The sequence below is a fragment of the Ruminococcus sp. NK3A76 genome (assembly GCF_000686125.1).
In the GTDB taxonomy this organism is placed as follows: domain Bacteria; phylum Bacillota; class Clostridia; order Oscillospirales; family Ruminococcaceae; genus NK3A76.
On sequence record NZ_JMMA01000002.1, the window covers coordinates 1,286,060 to 1,305,986 of the forward strand.

19 protein-coding genes are annotated in these 19,927 nt (G+C 44.4%); 13 read left to right on the forward strand and 6 right to left on the reverse strand.

Going from position 1 to position 19,927, the window contains the following annotated elements; genetic code table 11:
- Position 1: 1 nt before the first annotated feature.
- Positions 2–700, reverse strand: coding sequence for an IspD/TarI family cytidylyltransferase (locus tag CD05_RS0106110; protein ID WP_028509749.1), 699 nt, complete (start codon positions 698–700; stop codon positions 2–4).
- A 128-nt stretch (positions 701–828) separates the two neighbouring features.
- Positions 829–1,980 (reverse strand): ribose-phosphate pyrophosphokinase, encoded by a 1,152-nt coding sequence (locus CD05_RS0106115; RefSeq protein ID WP_028509750.1) that lies wholly within the window; start codon positions 1,978–1,980, stop codon positions 829–831.
- Positions 1,981–2,356: 376 nt separating this feature from the next.
- On the opposite strand from CD05_RS0106115, the gene murD reads away from it, so the two are divergent.
- From murD to CD05_RS20855, 11 genes are read left to right on the forward strand one after another with little or no spacing between them, the layout of a single operon-like run.
- Entirely contained in the window at positions 2,357–3,748 is a 1,392-nt protein-coding gene (gene murD / locus CD05_RS0106120; protein WP_028509751.1) for a UDP-N-acetylmuramoyl-L-alanine--D-glutamate ligase, read from the forward strand.
- Positions 3,749–3,760: 12 nt separating this feature from the next.
- Positions 3,761–4,777 carry a M20/M25/M40 family metallo-hydrolase gene (locus tag CD05_RS0106125; protein ID WP_028509752.1) on the forward strand — a complete coding sequence of 339 codons (1,017 nt, stop codon included), beginning with the start codon at positions 3,761–3,763 and terminating at the stop codon, positions 4,775–4,777.
- Complete coding sequence (locus tag CD05_RS0106130; protein ID WP_156947329.1) at positions 4,777–5,802, forward strand: M42 family metallopeptidase; 1,026 nt, start codon at positions 4,777–4,779, stop codon at positions 5,800–5,802. The genes CD05_RS0106125 and CD05_RS0106130 overlap by 1 nt, the downstream gene beginning before the upstream one ends.
- Positions 5,799–6,575, forward strand: coding sequence for an N-acetyltransferase (locus tag CD05_RS0106135; RefSeq protein ID WP_028509754.1), 777 nt, complete (start codon positions 5,799–5,801; stop codon positions 6,573–6,575). Before CD05_RS0106130 ends, CD05_RS0106135 begins: the two co-directional genes overlap by 4 nt.
- Positions 6,568–7,836, forward strand: a complete 1,269-nt coding sequence (locus CD05_RS0106140) for a methionine gamma-lyase family protein (protein ID WP_028509755.1) — start codon at positions 6,568–6,570, stop codon at positions 7,834–7,836. The genes CD05_RS0106135 and CD05_RS0106140 overlap by 8 nt, the downstream gene beginning before the upstream one ends.
- Positions 7,837–7,854: 18 nt before the next feature.
- Entirely contained in the window at positions 7,855–8,814 is a 960-nt protein-coding gene (hprK, locus tag CD05_RS0106145; protein ID WP_028509756.1) for an HPr(Ser) kinase/phosphatase, read from the forward strand.
- Between the two features lie 34 nt (positions 8,815–8,848).
- Positions 8,849–9,772, forward strand: a complete 924-nt coding sequence (gene murB, locus CD05_RS0106150) for a UDP-N-acetylmuramate dehydrogenase (protein WP_028509757.1) — start codon at positions 8,849–8,851, stop codon at positions 9,770–9,772.
- Between the two features lie 5 nt (positions 9,773–9,777).
- A complete protein-coding gene (gene rapZ / locus CD05_RS0106155) occupies positions 9,778–10,638 on the forward strand; it encodes an RNase adapter RapZ (RefSeq protein WP_028509758.1) in 861 nt (286 codons plus the stop codon).
- An 11-nt stretch (positions 10,639–10,649) separates the two neighbouring features.
- Positions 10,650–11,576 (forward strand): DNA-binding protein WhiA, encoded by a 927-nt coding sequence (gene whiA / locus CD05_RS0106160; protein WP_028509759.1) that lies wholly within the window; start codon positions 10,650–10,652, stop codon positions 11,574–11,576.
- Positions 11,577–11,588: 12 nt separating this feature from the next.
- Positions 11,589–15,050 carry a DNA polymerase III subunit alpha gene (locus CD05_RS17675; RefSeq protein ID WP_037322844.1) on the forward strand — a complete coding sequence of 1,154 codons (3,462 nt, stop codon included), beginning with the start codon at positions 11,589–11,591 and terminating at the stop codon, positions 15,048–15,050.
- Between the two features lies 1 nt (position 15,051).
- Positions 15,052–15,219 carry a hypothetical protein gene (locus CD05_RS20855; RefSeq protein WP_198021575.1) on the forward strand — a complete coding sequence of 56 codons (168 nt, stop codon included), beginning with the start codon at positions 15,052–15,054 and terminating at the stop codon, positions 15,217–15,219.
- 37 nt (positions 15,220–15,256) lie between these two features.
- On the opposite strand, the gene CD05_RS0106175 is transcribed toward CD05_RS20855, so the two are convergent.
- The 4 genes from CD05_RS0106175 to CD05_RS0106190 are packed head-to-tail and all read right to left on the reverse strand — an operon-like array spanning position 15,257 to position 17,711.
- The gene (locus CD05_RS0106175) at positions 15,257–15,931 is read right to left on the reverse strand and encodes a uracil-DNA glycosylase (RefSeq protein ID WP_028509760.1); all 675 of its coding nucleotides are present in this window, start codon (positions 15,929–15,931) and stop codon (positions 15,257–15,259) included.
- Position 15,932: 1 nt separating this feature from the next.
- Positions 15,933–16,055, reverse strand: coding sequence for a hypothetical protein (locus CD05_RS21310; protein ID WP_278244767.1), 123 nt, complete (start codon positions 16,053–16,055; stop codon positions 15,933–15,935).
- Between the two features lie 20 nt (positions 16,056–16,075).
- Entirely contained in the window at positions 16,076–17,089 is a 1,014-nt protein-coding gene (galE, locus tag CD05_RS0106185) for a UDP-glucose 4-epimerase GalE (RefSeq protein WP_028509761.1), read from the reverse strand.
- A 7-nt stretch (positions 17,090–17,096) separates the two neighbouring features.
- Positions 17,097–17,711 carry a class I SAM-dependent methyltransferase gene (locus CD05_RS0106190; protein ID WP_028509762.1) on the reverse strand — a complete coding sequence of 205 codons (615 nt, stop codon included), beginning with the start codon at positions 17,709–17,711 and terminating at the stop codon, positions 17,097–17,099.
- Positions 17,712–17,857: 146 nt separating this feature from the next.
- Here CD05_RS0106190 and CD05_RS0106195 point away from each other — a divergent pair, with 146 nt between their 5' ends.
- Positions 17,858–18,373, forward strand: coding sequence for a DUF6756 family protein (locus CD05_RS0106195; RefSeq protein ID WP_028509763.1), 516 nt, complete (start codon positions 17,858–17,860; stop codon positions 18,371–18,373).
- A gap of 13 nt (positions 18,374–18,386) precedes the next feature.
- Positions 18,387–19,865 (forward strand): glycerol kinase GlpK, encoded by a 1,479-nt coding sequence (gene glpK / locus CD05_RS0106200; RefSeq protein WP_028509764.1) that lies wholly within the window; start codon positions 18,387–18,389, stop codon positions 19,863–19,865.
- Positions 19,866–19,927 lie beyond the last annotated feature (62 nt).

Genomic DNA, 19,927 nt, shown 5'->3' on the forward strand with positions numbered 1-19,927 from the left:
GTCATTTTCTGTATGCAAGAGCTTTTGCAGCGGTCAGGTCACTGATAGTTGTGAGCTTTATGTTTGTGTAATCGCCCTCAACAATGTGTATCCTTCCGCCGGTGAGAGTAATTACCGAGCAGGTGTCTGTTATCGAAGCACGTTTTTTATCATCTAAGCTCTCATATGCGCCAATAAGCCCGTCAAGCATAAACGTCTGTGGGGTCTGGGCGTTGTACAGCGTTTTTCTGTTCGGTACGCTGTCAACAGTCAGCCCGTCAGAAGAAATTGCTATCGTATCTGTTGCGGCAACATATGTCCCGGCAAATCCATGTTTTTTGCACGCTGTGATGTTATTCCTTATTATTTCCGGTGTGACAAAAGGTCTTACGCCGTCATGCGTGATGAAAATTTGCCCTTTATCACCGTATTGTTCTTTTATCTTATATGCACACCCGAGGATAGTATCGTTCCTGTCCTTTCCGCCGTCTATGACCTCTGTTTTATCTTCGGCATTGGTCTGTTCCTTTATCATATCTCTCAGATACTGTGCCCAGTCTTTATGACAGCCGATGTATATTTTGTCTATCTCATCGACCTTCAGGAATTGTTCAAGCGTATAGATAATAATGGGCTTTCCACTTATCTTTGCAAATTGCTTAGGAATATCGAGCCCCATTCTGCTGCCGGTGCCTCCGGCTGCTATGCAGGCAAATACCATATCCTCACCACCTTTTTATATTATGTTGTTATGAATATTATAAAACTATTTTTTGATTTTGTCAAGGGAGATATTTCACAAATAGTAAAATAAAACGCTCCTCGTTAAAAGGAGCGTTTTGTTTTATATCAGATCATGTCATACTTTTTAAGAAGGTTCTGTATTTTCTCGTGGGGGTCGATAACTTCGGATATCGACATATCGTGGTTAAGAGTTGTGATGAAGTATGCGATATACTTAGCACAGTCGACCTCATAGAACCAGGGCTTAGCAAGAAGCTCAGGGCTGCGGTAGGTGAGGTTTGTACCAAATACGCCGTCTATCACGCCGTCTTTATATGCCTTGTCGAATTTTTCAAAGCCGTTTGTGAAGATAGCATATGTAGCGTAGCAGTAGATCTTGCCTGCATTTCTCTTTTTGAGCTCTGCTGCGACCTCAAGCATACTCTCACCGGAGGAGATGATGTCGTCTGCAATGAATATATCCTTGCCGGTAACGTCATTGCCCATATACTCATGAGCGACAATGGGGTTTCTGCCGTTGACTACAACAGAGTAATCACGTCTCTTATAGAACATACCCATATCAACGCCGAGAACTGATGCATAATACATATTTCTGTTGATAGCGCCCTCATCGGGAGATACTATCATGAAATGCTCCTTATTGGGCTTGAAGTCGGCGAGGTTCTTAAACATTGATTTGAGCACCTGGTAGGAGGGGATTATGTTATCAAAGCCCATAAGCGGAACAGCGTTTTGAACTCTCGGGTCATGTGCATCAAATGTGAGGACATTTGAAACGCCCATCGACTGGAGCTCCTGTAAAGCAACTGCACAGTCAAGGCTCTCACGGTAGTTTCTTCTGTGCTGTCTGCCGCCGTAGAGAGAAGGCATTATAACATTTATTCTGTAAGCCTTGCCGCTTGCAGCCTGGATTATTCTCTTAAGATCCTGATAGTGGTCATCGGGAGACATCCAGTTCTCATGGCCGAAATAATCGTACTTGATGCTGTAATTGCCCATATCGCAGAGAATAAACAGGTCGTTGCCCCTGATAGTCTGCTTGATAAGACCCTTGCCGTCACCTGATGAGAATCTGGGACAGTCGCTCTCGATAAGGAATGTCTCATTTTCAAAGCCAGCCTCAGCTGCCCAGCGTGAAAGGTAAGAATTAACCTTATCACCAAGCTCGCTCGCACCTCTCATAGCGATAAGGCCGAGGGGAGCTACTCTTGTCGTAACGTCAAAAAGGACCTTCTTTTCATTTTGTATCGACATAAATCTACCTCCGAATCTAAAATATCTGAGATAATTATACTATATTTCGCCCCTGTTTACAATAGCTTACTATGTATGTTTACATTTTTTTATTGATTTTTGGCATTTTATCAAAATAATAAACCTATTTCGCCGAAAATTTGCTTTATTAGTCCATAAAGCCTGAGTTTGAGTAAAAAATATATAAAGCTTTGGAAAAACCCTTGATATTTTTTCCTTTTTATTATATAATAGAATTGATAAACTATGTAACCATAGTAAACGACAATGATTTCTAAACATTCAGCGCTCACGTCTGCATAATGCGCAGCATACGCAAGCGCTGAATGTAGAAATCATATTGTTGTTTACTATGTGAAAAGGAGAAATGATTGTAATGACAAAGGCAATGAAGTTTTTTAACAGCATCAAAGATAAAAGAGTGGCATTTATCGGCGTAGGCGTAAGCCACAATGACCTTATCAAGCTCTTTCTTACAAAAGGTATCAAAGTAGTTATCTGTGATAAAAAGAGCGAAGACGAATTTGACGAGGCTCTTTACGAGGAATTCTCTGCAAAAGGTGCAGAATTCTCTCTCGGCGAGAACTATCTTGATGAGATATTCAACTGTGATATAGTTTACCGTACACCTGGCTTCTACTATAATAACGAAGTGCTTACAAAAGCAAGAGAAAAGGGCATTATCATTACCAGCGAGATGGAGACTTTCTTTGATATATGCCCCTGTAAGATATATGCTATGACAGGCTCTGACGGTAAGACGACAACAACTACCCTTATCAGCGAGTTCTTGAAGGCTGAGGGCAACCGTGTACATATCGGCGGCAACATCGGCAAGGCACTTCTTCCGATAGTTGAGACTATATCTGACACAGATGTTGCAGTTGTCGAGCTTTCGAGCTTCCAGCTTATTTCGATGCGTGAGTCGCCTGATGTTGCAGGTATTACAAATATCACTCCAAATCACCTTAACGTTCACGGTACTATGGAGGAGTATATCGAAGCTAAGACTAATATCTTAAGGCATCAGAATGCTTTTTCAAGGACTGTTCTTTCATATGATAATCAGACAACAAAGGATCTTTCTCCGCTCGTAAGAGGCAGGCTCAGCTATTTCAGCAGATATGATAAGCCAGAGTGCGGTTCGTTCCTTCGTGAGGACGGTATGCTTTGCTATAATGATTATGGCAAGGTGACTGAATTTGTGAATAAGAAGGATATCCGTATACCCGGTATGCACAATGTCGAGAATTTCCTTACAGCCATTGCTATGACATTTGGTGACGTATCTCCTGAGACTGTAGCAAAGGTCGCAAAGGAATTCGGTGGTGTTGAGCACAGAATAGAGTTTGTAAGAGAGCTTGACGGCGTAAGGTATTATAACGACTCTATCGCTTCAAGCCCTACAAGAGTTTTAGCAGGGCTGAGGAGCTTTGACCAGAAGCTCATACTCATTCAGGGCGGCTCTGACAAGGGCATATCCTTCGAGCCTATGGCAGACGAGATATGCCAAAAGTGCAAGATACTCATACTCATGGGTCAGACAAAGGAAAAGATAAAGGATGCTGTGATGTCATCTTCTCTTTATAAAGAAGGCTCTCCGAGGATCGTTATAGTAAACGATATGAAGGAGGCAGTTGAGACTGCTCACAAGCTCGCCGAAAGCGGTGATATCGTATCTCTATCACCTGCGTGCGCTAGCTTTGATATGTACAGAATGTTTGAGGAAAGAGGCTGTCACTTCAAGCAGCTCGTAAATGAATTATAAGGATAATCTGATATGGATACTTTTGATCTTTTAAACAAGCTGTGCCCTGCTTTCGGAGTTTCCGGCGAAGAAATGGAAGCTGCTGAGGCTGCCCTTGAACTTCTGTCGCCATACGGTGAGGGGTACTTCGATAAGAAAACAGGCAACGCAGTTTTCAGGCGAAAGGGTTTTGATGATACAAAGAAAACCGTTTTGCTCGATGCACATATTGATGAGATAGGCTTTATTGTTACATATATAACTGATGACGGCTTTTTGAAAGTGGCACCTGTCGGAGGTATAGACAGGCGTATGCTGCTTGCGAGCGAAGTAACGGTTTTCGGGCGTGAGAAGATAAAGGGTGTTATCACATCAACACCTCCGCACCTTGAAGATGATAACAAAAAACTGCCTGAGGTGAGTGATATTTATATCGACACCGGCATGACAAGTGAACAGCTGAAAAACGTCGTTTCTCTCGGTGATAAGGTTTGCGTGGATAACGCTCCCGTAAAACTGCTTGGCAGCCGTGTCAGCGCAAAGGCTCTTGATGACAGATGCGGTGCTGCGGCACTTATAAAGACAATAGAGCTGCTTAAGGACAAGCCGTTTAGTGTAAATGTAGTGCTCCTGCTTTCCTCAAAAGAGGAGATAGGTGAAGTTGGCGCTAAGACAGGTGCTTTTGACATATCACCGGATATTGCGATAGCTGTCGATGTATCATTTGCATACACAATGGGCGAGGACAAAGAGGAATGCGGCGAGCTTTCCAAAGGCGCTATGATAGGCATTGCTCCCTCGCTTTCAAGAGAGCTTTCCGATAGCCTGATACAGTGTGCAAAGGATAAGAATATACCGTATCAGCTTGAGATAATGAACGGTAAAACAGGTACTAATGCTGACATGATAACTGTATCCAAGGGTGGTGTCAAGACTGTCACAGTTTCGATACCTGAGAGATATATGCATACTCCTGCCGAGGTCGTTGACCTTGACGACATTGATAATACAGCTCTGCTGCTTGCAGAGTATATCGGAGGGCTTGAATAATGGATATCATCACAGAACTTAAGACCCTTTGTAATATCAATGGCATATCCGGCGATGAGGGCGCTGTAAGAGAATACATAATATCGCAGATAGATGACTTATGTGAATACAGTGTCGATGCACTCGGAAACATAATTGCCTTTTGCAAGGGCAAAAATCAGACTGATAAAAAGCTCATGATATCAGCCCATATGGATGAAGTGGGCTTTATCGTGACATATATAACTGACAGCGGACTGATAAAATTCGCTCCTGTCGGTGGTATTGACCCGAGGATAGTTTTCGGAAAACGTGTTGTTATCGGCAAAAACAAAGTCGCCGGAGTTGTCGGCGGCAAGGCTTTACATCATCTTGAAGGCGATGAAAAAAGCAAGGCCGTGCCTTTTGACAAGCTGTATATCGACATAGGAGCTGTCAACAAGGAACAGGCGCTTGAAGTAGTATCACCTGGTGACAGTGTTTGCTTTGATAACAGCTTTATCACCCTGGGCGACAATAAGCTCAAATCAAAAGCTATTGATGACCGTGCAGGCTGCGCTGTAATGCTTGATATGATAAGGCAGGGCGTTTTGTATGATACATACTTTACGTTTGTAGTGCAGGAGGAGATAGGGCTTCGTGGCTCGACTGCCGCTGCATACACTGTAGCTCCTGATTATGCGATAGTGTTAGAATCAACTACCGCCGCTGACATACCTGCAAGCAGTGAGGATAAGCGTGTCTGCGAGCTTGATAAGGGTGCTGTTGTTTCATTTATGGACAGAAGCACTATGTATGACAAGGAGCTCTACAGGCTTGCATTTGATATCGGTGCTGAGAAAAACATACCTGTTCAGACAAAGACTATGGTCGCCGGCGGAAATGATGCAGGGGCTATACATAAGTCGGGCAGCGGCGTAAGAACAGCTGCAATATCTGTGCCGTGCAGATATCTGCACAGCCCGTCATGCGTTATAAGCAAAAGCGACCTGATGAGTGTTAGAGCACTTGCAGGTGAGCTTTCAAAAAGGATATTTGAATTATGATAACACAGATCACTACAATAGATCACCTGATACCTAAAATGCGCAAGGATCACTATTCAAGGCGTATCCGCTCGCATTATCAGGCATACGGCGGAGAATATGATTTTTGCAGGTTTTTTCTTATCAAGAATGATGAGAAGGAGCTTGGGATAGTCGTTCTTTTTAACTCATCAATGCTCGCATCTACTCTTGAAGACTGCGTTTTATCTGATGATGAGATAGCTGAGCTTACTATGTTTATTGCTATGAACAAGCCGCTTTCCTGTGAGCTTGAAAAGGTGTATGTCTCTGCTCTTTTAGAGGGGCTTCCGGAATACAAGACTGATAAGAGAACGCAGTTCCGCTTCAAGCCGAGAGGAGATATGCCCAGGCTCGATGTTGATGATGTTCCGTCACTTAATGACGTATATAAGATACTTGCATCGTCTTTCCCGGCTATTGCTAACAGCTATGAACTGTGGCTGACTGATATGTCGCACAGGGTAAGGCGAGGGCTCGCACAGTCATTTTTGCTCGGTGATTATACAACAGCTACTATACAATATATAATCGACAGAGTGGTGCTTGTCGGCCATGTTGCTACTATTCCTGAGGAGCGTGGCAAGCTGCACGCAAGAAAGCTGCTCTACTGGATAGGTGAGCGACTTTCAAAGGACGGTTTTGAGGTCATACTGTTTGCAAGACCTCACAGAGTATCATATTATAACGAGATAGGCTTTGAGCCTGTTGGCGTTGATCTTGTTTTAGAGAGGAAAAACGAAGGACATGAGTGATTTTTTTGATCTTGACAGCAGAATAGAAGCTCTTGCAGAACAGGCCGAGAATGAGTGCTCGGACAGCTTCCGTGAAATAGAAAGAATAGCACAAAAAAACGGACAGAAAGTGCTTTCTGCTTTTATAAACAACAAAGTCAGCGATGTATGCCTTAAGGGCACAACGGGCTATGGCTATGATGATATGGGTCGTGAGACTATAGATAGGGTCTATGCTCAGGTGCTCGGCGGCGAAGATGCTCTCGTCCGCCATACATTTGCAAACGGCACACACGCTATATCTACTGCTCTTTTTGGCGTGCTTCGTCCCGGTGACACGCTGCTTGCCTGCACCGGAAAGCCTTATGACACGCTCGAAGAAGTCATAGGTATCCGCTATAAGAAAGGCAATGGCTCGCTTCGTGACTTCGGTGTGCTGTATGATGAAGCACCTCTTACAGAGCAGGGGCTTCCTGACTATGAGCTTATAGCTCAAAAGGCTAAAAATGCATCAGTTGCTCATATCCAGCGTTCAAGGGGCTATTCATTAAGGCCTTCATATGATATCGCTGTTATCGAAAAGATCATAAATGCCGCAAGAAGCTCTAATCCGGATATAATAGTTCTTGTAGACAACTGCTACGGCGAGCTTGTCGAGGAACGTGAACCGCTTGCTGTTGGTGCAGACCTTATCGTGGGTTCGCTTATCAAGAATCTTGGCGGCGGTATTGCATCTACAGGCGGCTATATCTGCGGAAAGAGCGAGCTTGTGAATAAGTGTGCTGACAGGCTTTACTGCATAGGCATGGGCAAGGAGATAGGCGCTACACTGTCTATGAACAGGGAGATACTCATGGGTCTTTTCTTTGCACCTGAGGTGGTTGCAGCAGCACTTAAAACAAGCGTGTTTGCTTGCAGGCTATTTGAAAAGCTGGGCTTTGGCACATTGCCTAAAAGTACAGAAAAGCGTACAGATATAATTGCATCAGTCCTTCTTGAAAATGAAGAGAACCTTGTTGCTTTCTGTCAGGGTATACAGAAAGGCTCACCGGTTGATTCATATGTTACTCCCGAGGCGTGGGATATGCCCGGATATGACAGCAGAGTAATAATGGCTGCAGGCGCATTTACTATGGGCGCTTCAATTGAGCTTTCGGCAGATGCACCGATAAGAGAACCTTTTGCTGCATGGCTTCAGGGCGGTATAACATATCCGACCGGAAAAGCCGGAGTAATGATAGCAGCACAGAATATGCTCGATAAGGGATTAATAAAATTATAATAAAGGGAGAAAGAAAAAATGGCAGATATTTTCAGCGTATCAGTAAAAGAGATCGTTGACGAGCACAAGCTCGAGGTCATCTATGCACCCAAGGACATTTCGGAGATACTTGTTTATGACAATGACTGTAACCGTCCTGGTCTTCAGCTTATGGGTTTCTATGAGTATTTTAATGCGGAGCGTATCCAGATCTGCGGCAATATGGAGTTTGCATACCTTGCATCACTTGATGAGGAGGTAAGAAGAGCCCGTATTGAAACACTGTTCAAGACTAAGATTCCGCTTTTTGTTGTTGCAAGAGGCCATGAGCTTTATCCTGAGATGATAGAGCTTGCAAAGGAGTATGAGATACCGATCGTCAGAACTCCCGAGAGCACAACGACTTTTATAGCAGCACTTATTGCGTTCCTTAACCTGCGTCTTGCCCCGAGGATCACAAGACACGGCGTTCTGATAGAAGTCTATGGTGAAGGTGTGCTCATTGTCGGCGAGAGCGGTGTTGGTAAATCAGAGACCGCTATCGAGCTTGTCAAGCGTGGCCACAGGCTCGTTGCTGATGATGCCGTTGAGATAAGGCGTGTATCAAGCATTTCGCTTGTTGGTTCGTCGCCTGATAATATAAGACACTTCCTTGAACTGCGTGGTATCGGAATAATCAATATCCGCCGTCTGTTCGGTATAGGTTCTGTTAAGGTAACTGAAAAGATAGACCTTATCGTAGAGCTTGAGCCCTGGGAGAAGGATAAGATATATGACCGTATGGGTATCGACAACGAGTATACAACTATCCTCGGCGTTAAGATACCGAGCCTGACTATACCGATCAAGCCCGGCCGTAATCTTGCTGTTATCCTTGAAGTTGCAGCTATGAACAACAGACAGAAGAAAATGGGCTATAACGCTGCACAGGATCTTCTTGATAATCTCGGCCTGCAAATGGACACAAAGGATAAAGTCAAGAACTGGGACAGCTTTTAATTGATAAGATCATAAGTAAGAGGTTTTATTTTTGATGAACGAAAAGTATTTTGATATAATTACACTTGCGCTTAAATATGACTGCGAGGTCAGAGAGCGTGAGCCGCTTTCTGCACACTGCACGTTCCGTGTCGGCGGTGACTGCGATGTGTTTATTGAGATGGCTTCAGCCGAGGCATTAAGTGAGCTCGTTCGGTATGCCAATTCGGAAGGTGTACGTTATTTTGTACTCGGAAACGGCTCTAATGTGCTTTTCTCTGACGAAGGCTTTGAGGGCGTTATCCTCCATGTCGGGCAGAAAATGAATAAGATCGAGCTCAGAGACGGAGACACGATATATGCACAGGCCGGAGCAAGCCTTACAAGAGTGTGCAGCTGCGCACTTGATAATTCGCTGACAGGCCTTGAATTTGCGTATGGTATACCGGGCTATGTAGGCGGTGCAGTGTTTATGAATGCAGGTGCTTACGGCGGCGAGATAAAGGATGTTATAGTTTCTGCCGATGCTATAACGCCAAATGGGGATATAATAACAGTTCCTGTGGCTGATCTTGATCTGTCATACCGTCATTCAAGCCTTATGAATAACGGTTGTCTTGTTGTGTCTGCTTTATTCAAGTTAAGCAGCGGAGATAAGACCGAGATAAAAGCCAAAATGGATGAGCTTATGGGCAAGAGAAAGGTAAAGCAGCCTATCGAATATCCCTCCGCTGGCTCGACCTTCAAAAGGCCTGAGGGTCATTTTGCAGGCGCTCTTATCGAACAGAGCGGCTTGAAAGGCTACAGCGCAGGCGGTGCTTGCGTTTCTGAAAAGCACGCCGGATTTGTTATCAATAAAGGCGGCGCTTCTGCAAAGGATATAATGCAGGTCATCAAAGACGTACAGAGAATAGTCAAGGAGAAAACTGGTGTTACACTTGAACCCGAGGTGCGCCTTATCCCTGCAAGAGAGGACTGAATGTCATGAAATTCGTTATAGTAACAGGTCTTTCCGGAAGCGGTAAATCAACAGCGGTTGATGTGCTGGAGGATATAGGCTATTATTGTATTGATAATATGCCTCCTGAGCTTATCGGCAAATTCGCTGAGGTAAGTGCCAAGGCCGGCAGCAAGCTTGAAAAGGTTGCTTTTGTTGCCGATATAAGAGGCGGAGATTTCTTCTTAAAGCTCGATGAGACTATTGCCCAGCTCCGTGCTGAGAATGAGGATATAAAGGTGCTGTTTCTTGATTCGACCGACGATGTTATCGTCAGAAGATATAAAGAAACAAGGCGTAAACACCCTCTCGATGAGGTAACAAACGGCAATATCAGAAAAGCTATCAGCACTGAGCGCAAAATGCTTATCCCGATAAAGGAACAGGCAGACTTTTACATAGACACTTCGCTTACATCTACTTCTAAATTCAAGGAGCGTGTGTATTCGCTGTTTCTTGAATCAGGCGAGGATTTCTTAAGGATAGACGTATGCTCTTTTGGTTTTAAGTACGGTACTATGAACGAGGCCGACCTTATATTTGATGTAAGATGCCTGCCTAATCCTTTCTATATCCCTGAGCTTAAAGAAAAGACGGGCCTTAATAAAGAAGTCTATGACTATGTGCTCAGCTTTAACGAGGCTAAAGAGCTTCTTAATAAGCTCGAAGACCTGCTTGATTTCCTTATCCCGCTTTATAAGAGAGAGGGCAAGAGCCAGCTTATAATCGCCTTCGGCTGTACCGGAGGCAAGCACAGAAGTGTTACCTACGCCGAAGCTATCGGCCGGTATCTTGAAAACAAGCTCGGCAGGATAAGGATAACTCACCGTGACATCGAAAAACATTAAGGAGTGATCTCGTGCACTCATTTTCCTATAATATAAAGGAAGAGATACTATCAGGTATCAATTCAAGAGACAAGGCTGATGCTGCGCTTCTTGGGCTGCTTACCTTTGCAAATGCGCTTGATGACAAGCGTATAATGCTACTTACTGAGAATGAGCTCGTCAAGGATTTCTTCAAGAATAATGCCGAGCGTATCTGCGGCGAGGGCTGTGTAAGTGTCGAGCGAAGCTCAAAGCGCGGCGAGCAGACCCTTTATACTATCGACATCGTAGGCGATGATAACCGTATTGAACTTCTCAGCTACTTACAGATAGATTCAAGCAGACGGCTCGCCGAAGATGATCTTCCCAAGGATAATCTATGCCCCTATGTTATCGCAGGGGCTTTTCTTGCTTGCGGAAGCGTTAATAACCCCATGAAAAAATACCACCTTGAATTTGTTGTCCCGACACTTGATCTGTGCAATGATCTTGGCTTTCTGCTCGTTGAAAAGTACGGTATACTCTGTAAGCACGCCGAGCGTGGGCAGTCAAATATCGTTTATCTCAAAGAGAGCGAGAATATCATTGATATGCTTACCCTTATGGGCGCATCAAACGGCTCTATCGAGCTTATGAACGTCAAGATAGAAAAGGATATGCGCAATAAGATAAACCGTGCAGTCAATTGTGACAATGCCAATATCGAAAAGGCACTCAGGGCTTCTGAAAGACAGATAAAGGATATTGAACTTATCGACAGCACAGTAGGCCTTTCTGCATTATCCGAAAGCCTCAGGGAGATAGCTCTGTTAAGATATGAGAATCCCGACCTTAATCTTTCCCAGCTCGGCGAGCTTGTGACGCCTTCGATATCCCGCTCTGGCGTAAACCACCGCTTTCAGAAGATAGCAGCTCTGGCAGACGAGATACGAAGCAATAAAGGCACAGCGGCAAAATAAAGGAGAAGACCCATGAAGGATTTTGTTCACCTGCATCTTCATACTGAATACTCGCTTCTCGACGGCGCCTGCCGTATCGGGGAGCTTATTTCTCATGTCAAGAATATCGGTCAGAAAGCTGTTGCCATGACCGACCACGGGAATATGTTCGGCGCTATAGAGTTTTATGATGAATGCAAGGCGCAGGGTATAAAGCCCATAATCGGCTGCGAAGTCTATGTGGCACCCGGCTCACGCTTTGAAAAAGATACCAGATATGGCAGGAAATACTATCACCTTGTTTTGCTCTGTGAAAACATGACAGGCTATAAGAATCTTATCAAGCTCGTGTCTCTTGGCTATATGGAAGGCTTTTATGTCAGGCCACGAATAGATTTAGAATTGCTCCAAAAGTATCACGAGGGGCTTATCTGCCTTTCTGCCTGTATGGCAGGTGAGATATCTGTGCTTCTTTCCGAAAACCGATATGATAAAGCCGTTGAGACTGCAAAGCTGTATGAGAGCATTTTCGGAAAAGGTAATTACTATATTGAGATACAGAATCAGGATTTTATCGAACAAAAAAGGCTTTTCCCTCAGCTTATAAGGCTTTCAAAGCAGACCGGCATACCTCTTGTTGCCACCAACGACTGCCATTATATCAAGCGTGAGGACAGCGAGTATCAGCAGATTCTCATGTGTATATCCACCGGCTCGACTATCAAAGACACCGATAAAATGTCTATGCCGACCGACCAGTTCTATGTCAAAAACACAGATGAGATGTACGATGCTTTTCCGGGCTTCGAGGAAGCTCTCGAAAACACTGTAAAGATCGCCGACCGCTGTAATGTGGAGTTTGAATACGGCGTTACAAAGCTGCCCTATTTCAAGCTCGATGGTGTTGACGATAATGAAAAATTCCTGCGTGATATGTGCAGCGAAGGCTTGTATAAGCGCTATAAAGAGCCTACACCACAGGCAAAGGAACGTATGGAGTATGAGCTTTCGGTCATTTCACAGATGGGGTATGTGAATTATTACCTTATAGTCTGGGATTTTATACACTTTGCTAAGAAAAACGGTATTCCCGTTGGCTGCGGCCGTGGCTCGGGCGCAGGAAGCCTATGCGCTTATCTTATCGGCATAACTGATATCGACCCGCTTAAATATGAGCTCCTTTTTGAGAGGTTTTTAAACCCTGAACGTGTGTCTATGCCTGACTTTGATGTTGATTTCTGTATCGAAGGCAGACAGCGTGTCATTGACTATGTTATCAGACGTTACGGCGAGGAGCACGTCAGCCAGATAATCACTTTCGGCACTTTGCAGGCAAAGCAGGCTGTCCGTGACTGTGCAAGGGCTATGGGGCATACTGTTGCTTTAGGTGATATGATAGCAAAGACTGTGCCAAGAACAATAGAGCTTGCAGAGGCAGTAGAGAGTGTAGAGCCTGTAAAGAAACTATATCATTCAAACGCTGATGCTCATGAAATAATTGATATGGCTATTCGTATCGAGGGCTTGCCGAGAAACGCATCGACTCACGCTGCCGGTGTGCTTATCACAAAAGACCCTGTAGTTAGCTATGTTCCGCTATATGCAAGAGACGGGCAGGTGCTTGCGCAATACACAATGACTGCACTTGAACGCCTTGGCCTATTGAAAATTGATTTTCTTGGCCTAAGAAACCTTACTATTATCAAGCATTGCTGCGAAGAGATAAGAAAGACAGAGCCCGGATTTGATATTTCAAGTATCCCTCTTGACGATAAGAGCGTATATCAAATGCTCTCAAAAGGCCGTACTCTCGGCGTTTTCCAGTTTGAGAGCCCCGGAATGACTGCAAATCTTATGAAACTGCGTCCTGAGCGTCTTGAAGATATGATAGCAATGAACGCACTGTTCCGTCCGGGTCCAATGGATTCTATACCGACATATATCAGAAACCGCCATAATCCTTCACTCGTGACATATAAGCACGAAAAGCTAAAGCCTATCTTAGAGATAACCTATGGGTGCATAGTTTATCAGGAGCAGGTCATGCAGATATTCCGAAGTCTTGCAGGGTATTCATACGGCCGTGCTGATATCGTCAGACGTGCTATGGCAAAAAAGAAAAAGTCAGTCCTTGAAAACGAAAGAAAAGCGTTCATCTACGGTGACGCTGAATGCTCCGGCTGTATTGCTAACGGAGTAGATGAAAAAACTGCAAGTGAAATCTTCGATGAGATGTCGTCGTTTGCATCATATGCTTTCAATAAATCCCACGCTGCGGCTTATTCGACTATCGCATATCAGACTGCTTATCTTAAGTGCCACTATTTCTCGTCATATATGGCTGCTCTGATGACATCGGTCATAGGAGACAGCGCTGACAAGCTCTACTCATATATTGAAGAATGCAAAAACAACGGCGTTTCAGTTCTTCCTGTAGATATCAACAAGAGCTTTTCCACATTTACGGCCGAGGGCAGCAGTATCCGCTTTGCGATGCTTGCTGTCAAGGGAGTAGGAGAGGGCGCTATCGAGCATATCGTAAATGAGCGTGAGAGTAACGGCCTGTACACATCTTTTCAGGATTTCTGTAAGCGTAATATATGCTTTGAAGTCAATTCCCGTGCTATAGAGAGTCTTATCAAATGCGGCGCCTTTGATTCTCTTGGCAATAACAGACATGAACTGCTTGATTCATACATTTCTGTTCTTGACAGCGTTGTTGAGCAAAGCAGGAGTGTTATCGACGGTCAGCTTGATTTCTTTGCGCTCTGCGGTGAAAAGACGGCAGATATTATAAGTATCCCTTCAAAGCCCGAATATACAGCACCCGAACTGCTGGAGCTTGAATATCAGTCGCTTGGTATGTATATATCAGGTCACCCAATTGATAAGTATCTTCCCTTTGCAAGTGCAGCCGGGCTTACAGGCCTTTCTGTAGTTTCTCAGATAGACGAGGAAGGTGACGAGCGTCGTGACGGCGAATGGATAAACGTTATGGGAATAGTATCAAACAGGCGGCTATTAAAGACTAAAAAAGGCGACAGAATGGCCTTTGTCACAATTGAAGACAAAAAGGCCGGCTGTGAGCTTATATTCTTTCCCGATACGTTCAGCTTGTATGAAAACCTGACACTTGTCGGCAGCATGATATATGTTACCGGAAAGCTGAATGTCAGAAGCGATGAGGGTGCAAAGATAATCGTCAGCACTTGTGAGACAGCCGAAAAATACGTAAACAGCCTTAAAGGAATAAGACTTTTTATCAGACTCAGGTCTTCTGAAAAAGAAAAAATGCAGCTAATAAAAGAAGCTGCATCTGAATTCTGTGTTCAGTCGGGCGGAAACCCTCTTGTTATCTATTTTGATGACCTGAAAAAGATGACGAACATAAAGGGAATCCCTGCTATAGAGCTTGATTATTCATCACTTTCAAAGCTCATAAGCATTGCCGGAGAAGGCAATGTGTTATTTGAAAAAAAGAAAGGGGGCAGATGATATGGAATCAAGAAGGTATCTCGTAGTGCTTATCAATGGCGATTATGTTCAATTAACAGATATAGAAACAGGTGAGCCAATAACCATAGCTATGGCACTTCTCCCGGAGGAGATAGAGGAAGGCGGCATTGTACTATACGAGAATTTCTGCTATGTATATTTAGGATAAAACAAGAGGCTGTTGTGGTTGCAACAGCCTCTTGATGTTATATGTTATGTATCTGCCAGTTTATTGGTTCTATCCCGTTTGCAGTCAGGAACGAATTGACCTTTGAAAAATGCCTGCACCCGAAAAAGCCGTTGTATGCCGACAGCGGCGACGGGTGAGCCGCCATGAAAACAGCGTGCCTGGGGTTTGTTATAAGCCCTCTTTTTGTTTTGGCGTTGCCGCCCCAGAGAATAAACGCAGTCGGAACATCTCTTTCATTGAGTTTTCTTATTATCTCATCAGTAAGTAGTTCCCAGCCTTTGCCTTTGTGGCTGTTTGCCTGCCCTTCACGAACAGTGAGCACTGTGTTTAACAGCAAGACGCCCTGCTTTGCCCAGTCTGTGAGCTCTCCGTTATTCGGCTCGCTGATGCCAAGGTCCTGATAAAGCTCCTTGAAAATGTTTTTCAGGCTCGGGGGAGGCATAACACCTGCCTTTACCGAAAAGCAAAGTCCATGCGCCTGCCCGGCTCCGTGATAAGGGTCCTGCCCGATAATGACTGCCTTGACATTGTTGTAGTCGGTATATTTCAGAGAATTGAATATATCATACATATCAGGATATATCCTTTGTGTTGAATACTCCTGCTTTAAAAACTCTCTCAGCTTTAGATAATAAGGCTTTTTGAATTCGTCCTTTAGTATTTCGTCCCAGCTGTTGCCTATGTGTACCATATCAGAATGCCATTCCTGCTACAGCAGATGCTACAAGACCGAGCACCATGAGTGCGCACAGTGTGAGTACGAGTATTCTGAGTATCAGGGGCTTCTTGTTGGGGTTAGATACTTTTTTGCTCATTTTGATTATCCTTTCTTTTATCAAAGTCCGTTAGGGTTCTGTTTTGTGAAGGTCCAGCCGTCTCTGCACATATCGTCAAGATCGAACTGCGCTTCCCAGCCGAAAAGCTCTTTTGCTTTCTTGGGATCGGAATAGCACCATGCGATATCGCCTGCACGTCTTGGCATCACCTTGTAGGGCAGCTCCTTGCCGCAGGCCTTTTCAAATGCGTGCAGAACGTCAAAAACGCTTGAGCCCTTACCGGTACCGAGGTTTACTGCTTCAACGCCTTTGTGTTCAAGAACATACTTAACAGCGCATATATGGCCTCTTGCAAGGTCAACAACATGGATATAATCTCTGACACCTGTGCCGTCAGGTGTATCATAGTCGTTGCCGAATACACCTAAGAATTCACGCTTGCCTACAGCCACCTGCTGAATGTAGGGGAAAAGGTTGTTCGGAATTCCGTTAGGGTCTTCACCGATAAGGCCACTGCTGTGAGCACCTATCGGGTTGAAATAGCGAAGCAGTGATATGCTCCATTCATTATCGGCAACAGCTACGTCTTTGAGTATCTGCTCTATCATGACCTTTGTGAAACCATAAGGATTAGTTGATGTGTGTGTAGGCATCGTCTCAACATAGGGAACAGGGTTTTCGTTGCCGTAAACTGTAGCAGACGATGAGAAAACTATCTTCTTGCAGCCATGCTCTCTCATAACCGATATAAGGTTAAGCGTACCTGTGATGTTGTTGTGGTAGTATTCAACAGGCTTGGCAACGCTTTCACCGACAGCCTTAAGACCTGCAAAATGTATAACAGCATCTATCTCATTCTCGGCAAACACCTTTTCAAGGTCTTCTGTGTTGAGCAGGTCGCCCTCATAGAAGCCGAAATCTTTGCCTGTGATCTTCTTTATTCTTTTAAGAGCCTCAGGCTTTGAATTGGAGAAATTGTCAAAAACTACGATATCATAGCCGTTTTCAAGAAGCTCTACGCAGGTGTGGCTGCCGATAAAGCCTGCACCGCCGGTAACAAGTATCTTTCCCATAGTATTATCAGTTCCTTTCAGTTTTGTTGTTTTTGATTATTGCAATAGCACATGGCATCCTTCCGTCAGCAAGCTCATAGCTTATGTCTTCATAGCCTGCCCCTTCAAAGAATGCTTTATAGCAAAACAGGTCAAAGTCCGTCTTGAAATCAACGCCCATAATGCTTAGGATCTTTTCAGCCATCTTAGAGGAGCTTTTGCCGGCATTGACGTATGTCGGGATAATTATAAGCCCGCCCGGTCTGCAAACACGCTCAAATTCCTTAAGAGCTGCATACGGGTCATCAAGCAGGTGTATGACATTTCCTGCCACAACTGCATCAAAGCTGCTGTCTTTGACCTTGAGCGAGGTGATATCAGCTTTTCTGTATATGATATTATCATACCTTCTGCACTTTTTCTCAGCCACCCTGAGCATCTTGCTTGAAAAGTCAGTAGCAACGAGCTTTTTGCATACAGGGGCAATATGAACTGATATAGCACCCGTTCCGCAGGCACATTCCAAAACTGTATCGCTGCTGCCTATATAGCCTGCAACTATTTCGCCTGTGTGCTTGTAAACATCGCCGTTGTATGCATTTTCAAAGACATCATAAACGCCCGAAACTTTATCCCAGAACATATATACCTCCCGATAAAACAATATTCAATAATATTATATCACATTTTGAAAATAATGCAAGCCTAAATAAAAATAAAGTTGCATATTTTGTGCTGTTGTGGTATAATTATCTTAATAAATATCACATTATTGGCAGGTGAGCAGCTTTGAGCGAGCAGTGGCGTGGTGTAAGGGGAGATATAGCAAAATTTTGCAAGGATAATAATATTCCCGAAACACAAATAAAGTTACTTGGGATAACTCAGTGGCAGAATGTATATAAAAAAGTTCTTGACAGCTTTGTTGACCATTCATATTCTTATCATAACGGGCTGCATTGGGCAAATACAAATAACGGCATACGCCGTGATGTGGATATGGTTTTTGCATTTCGTGAGGGAATGCCTGATACTGCATCATACGAGTGGCTTGAAAGGCTTCCTGAGATAGTCGGCGATCAAAAGGTCTACCTGCTTATCGAGGAAAGTTATGATAAGTACTGTATTTGTGAATGTGACAGTTCAGCGGTTTTTCTTGTCATTAATGAAGCGATATATCCAAGGGATTATTATATCACCGATAAAAAGTTCAACTGGCTCATATCTGAAAATCATCATGATGTTGTATTGTTTTTGGGAAACAGCCTTAATGAAGAAAAGATAAGGTCAGTCTGCTGTAAATAAAGGAGGGGCAAAAATGAAATACATCATGTCAATAGACCAGGGCACAACTTCTTCCCGTGCAGTTATCTTTGATAAGGGCGGCAATATCGTTTCTATCGCTCAGAAAGAGTTCACACAGTATTACACAGGTGACGGCTATGTTGAGCATGACGCTGAGGAGATATTCGACACTCAGATAGAGGTGTGCCGTAAAGCTATGGAAAAGCTCGGCATCACGGCTGATGATATAGCCGCTATCGGCATCACCAATCAGCGTGAAACTACCGTTGTCTGGGATAAGAACACCGGCAAGCCTGTTTATAATGCAATAGTCTGGCAGTGCAGGCGTACAGCGCCGTTTTGTAAGAATCTTGAATCACAGGGGCTTACACAGTTTTTCTCATCAAAGACAGGCCTTCTTATCGACCCGTATTTTTCCGCAACCAAGCTGCGCTGGATACTTGATAACGTAGAAGGTGCAAGAGAGAAGGCTTTGGCAGGGGAGCTTTTATTCGGAACGATCGACTGCTGGCTTATCTGGAAGCTCTCCGGCGGAAAATGCCACGCTACTGACTACTCCAATGCATCAAGAACGATGCTGTTTAATATAAATACACTAAAATGGGATAATGAGATACTTGGCCTTCTCGGTATCCCTGCGTCTATGATGCCTAAGGTCGTCGATTCGTCAGGCATCATCTGCGAAACTGAAGGATCTGTTTTCGGTGCGCCGATAGTGATATCCGGCTGTGCAGGGGATCAGCAGTCTGCACTATTCGGACAGTGCTGCTTTGATGAGGGCGATGTAAAAAACACCTACGGCACAGGCGGATTTCTGCTTATGAATACTGGCGATAAGCCTGTCCGTTCAAAGAGCGGTCTGCTCACTACTATTGCATGGGGCATAAACGGCAAGGTGACATACGCTCTTGAAGGCTCGGTGTTTATAGCAGGTGCTGTTGTCAAATGGCTTCGTGATGAGCTTGGTATGGTAAACTCAGCTCCCGAGACCGAGCAGCTGGCGCTCAAAGTTGATGATACGAACGGTGTTTATATAGTTCCTGCCTTTGTCGGGCTTGGTGCTCCTTATTGGGACAGCGATGCAAGAGGCATAATCACCGGCCTTACAAGAGGTGCCAACAAAAACCATATCGTCCGTGCAGCTCTTGAAGCAATCGCTTATCAGACCTGCGATGTGCTCGAAGCTATGGAGAAGGATACCGGCAGTCTTAAAGCTATCAAGGTCGACGGCGGTGCAAGCTCAAATAATTTCCTTATGCAGTTTCAGGCAGATGTGCTGAACAGACCTGTCACAAGGCCAAAGAATGTCGAGTCTACTGCTTTTGGCGCTTTCCTGCTTGCCGGGCTTGGCTGCGGATACTATAAAGATATTGCCGAGGTCACAAGGCTTCTTGGCAGCTTTGAGACATTCAGCCCCAATATTGATGATGCAAAGAGAAAAGCGCTTCTTGACGGCTGGGCAAAGGCGGTACAAAAAGCTAAAAGCGATTGACAATCAACTAAAAATGTAATATAATAAATATAAGAAATATGTCGAAAGGAAGTGATAAACGC

Coding starts and splice junctions, on each gene's coding strand:
- CD05_RS0106110 (WP_028509749.1), bottom strand. CDS start 700: ATGGTATTTGCCTGCATAGCAGCCGGAGGCACCGGCAGCAGAATGGGG.
- CD05_RS0106115 (WP_028509750.1), bottom strand. CDS start 1,980: ATGTCGATACAAAATGAAAAGAAGGTCCTTTTTGACGTTACGACAAGA.
- murD (WP_028509751.1), top strand. CDS start 2,357: ATGACAAAGGCAATGAAGTTTTTTAACAGCATCAAAGATAAAAGAGTG.
- CD05_RS0106125 (WP_028509752.1), top strand. CDS start 3,761: ATGGATACTTTTGATCTTTTAAACAAGCTGTGCCCTGCTTTCGGAGTT.
- CD05_RS0106130 (WP_156947329.1), top strand. CDS start 4,777: ATGGATATCATCACAGAACTTAAGACCCTTTGTAATATCAATGGCATA.
- CD05_RS0106135 (WP_028509754.1), top strand. CDS start 5,799: ATGATAACACAGATCACTACAATAGATCACCTGATACCTAAAATGCGC.
- CD05_RS0106140 (WP_028509755.1), top strand. CDS start 6,568: ATGAGTGATTTTTTTGATCTTGACAGCAGAATAGAAGCTCTTGCAGAA.
- hprK (WP_028509756.1), top strand. CDS start 7,855: ATGGCAGATATTTTCAGCGTATCAGTAAAAGAGATCGTTGACGAGCAC.
- murB (WP_028509757.1), top strand. CDS start 8,849: ATGAACGAAAAGTATTTTGATATAATTACACTTGCGCTTAAATATGAC.
- rapZ (WP_028509758.1), top strand. CDS start 9,778: ATGAAATTCGTTATAGTAACAGGTCTTTCCGGAAGCGGTAAATCAACA.
- CD05_RS17675 (WP_037322844.1), top strand. CDS start 11,589: ATGAAGGATTTTGTTCACCTGCATCTTCATACTGAATACTCGCTTCTC.
- CD05_RS20855 (WP_198021575.1), top strand. CDS start 15,052: ATGGAATCAAGAAGGTATCTCGTAGTGCTTATCAATGGCGATTATGTT.
- CD05_RS0106175 (WP_028509760.1), bottom strand. CDS start 15,931: ATGGTACACATAGGCAACAGCTGGGACGAAATACTAAAGGACGAATTC.
- CD05_RS21310 (WP_278244767.1), bottom strand. CDS start 16,055: ATGAGCAAAAAAGTATCTAACCCCAACAAGAAGCCCCTGATACTCAGA.
- galE (WP_028509761.1), bottom strand. CDS start 17,089: ATGGGAAAGATACTTGTTACCGGCGGTGCAGGCTTTATCGGCAGCCAC.
- CD05_RS0106190 (WP_028509762.1), bottom strand. CDS start 17,711: ATGTTCTGGGATAAAGTTTCGGGCGTTTATGATGTCTTTGAAAATGCA.
- glpK (WP_028509764.1), top strand. CDS start 18,387: ATGAAATACATCATGTCAATAGACCAGGGCACAACTTCTTCCCGTGCA.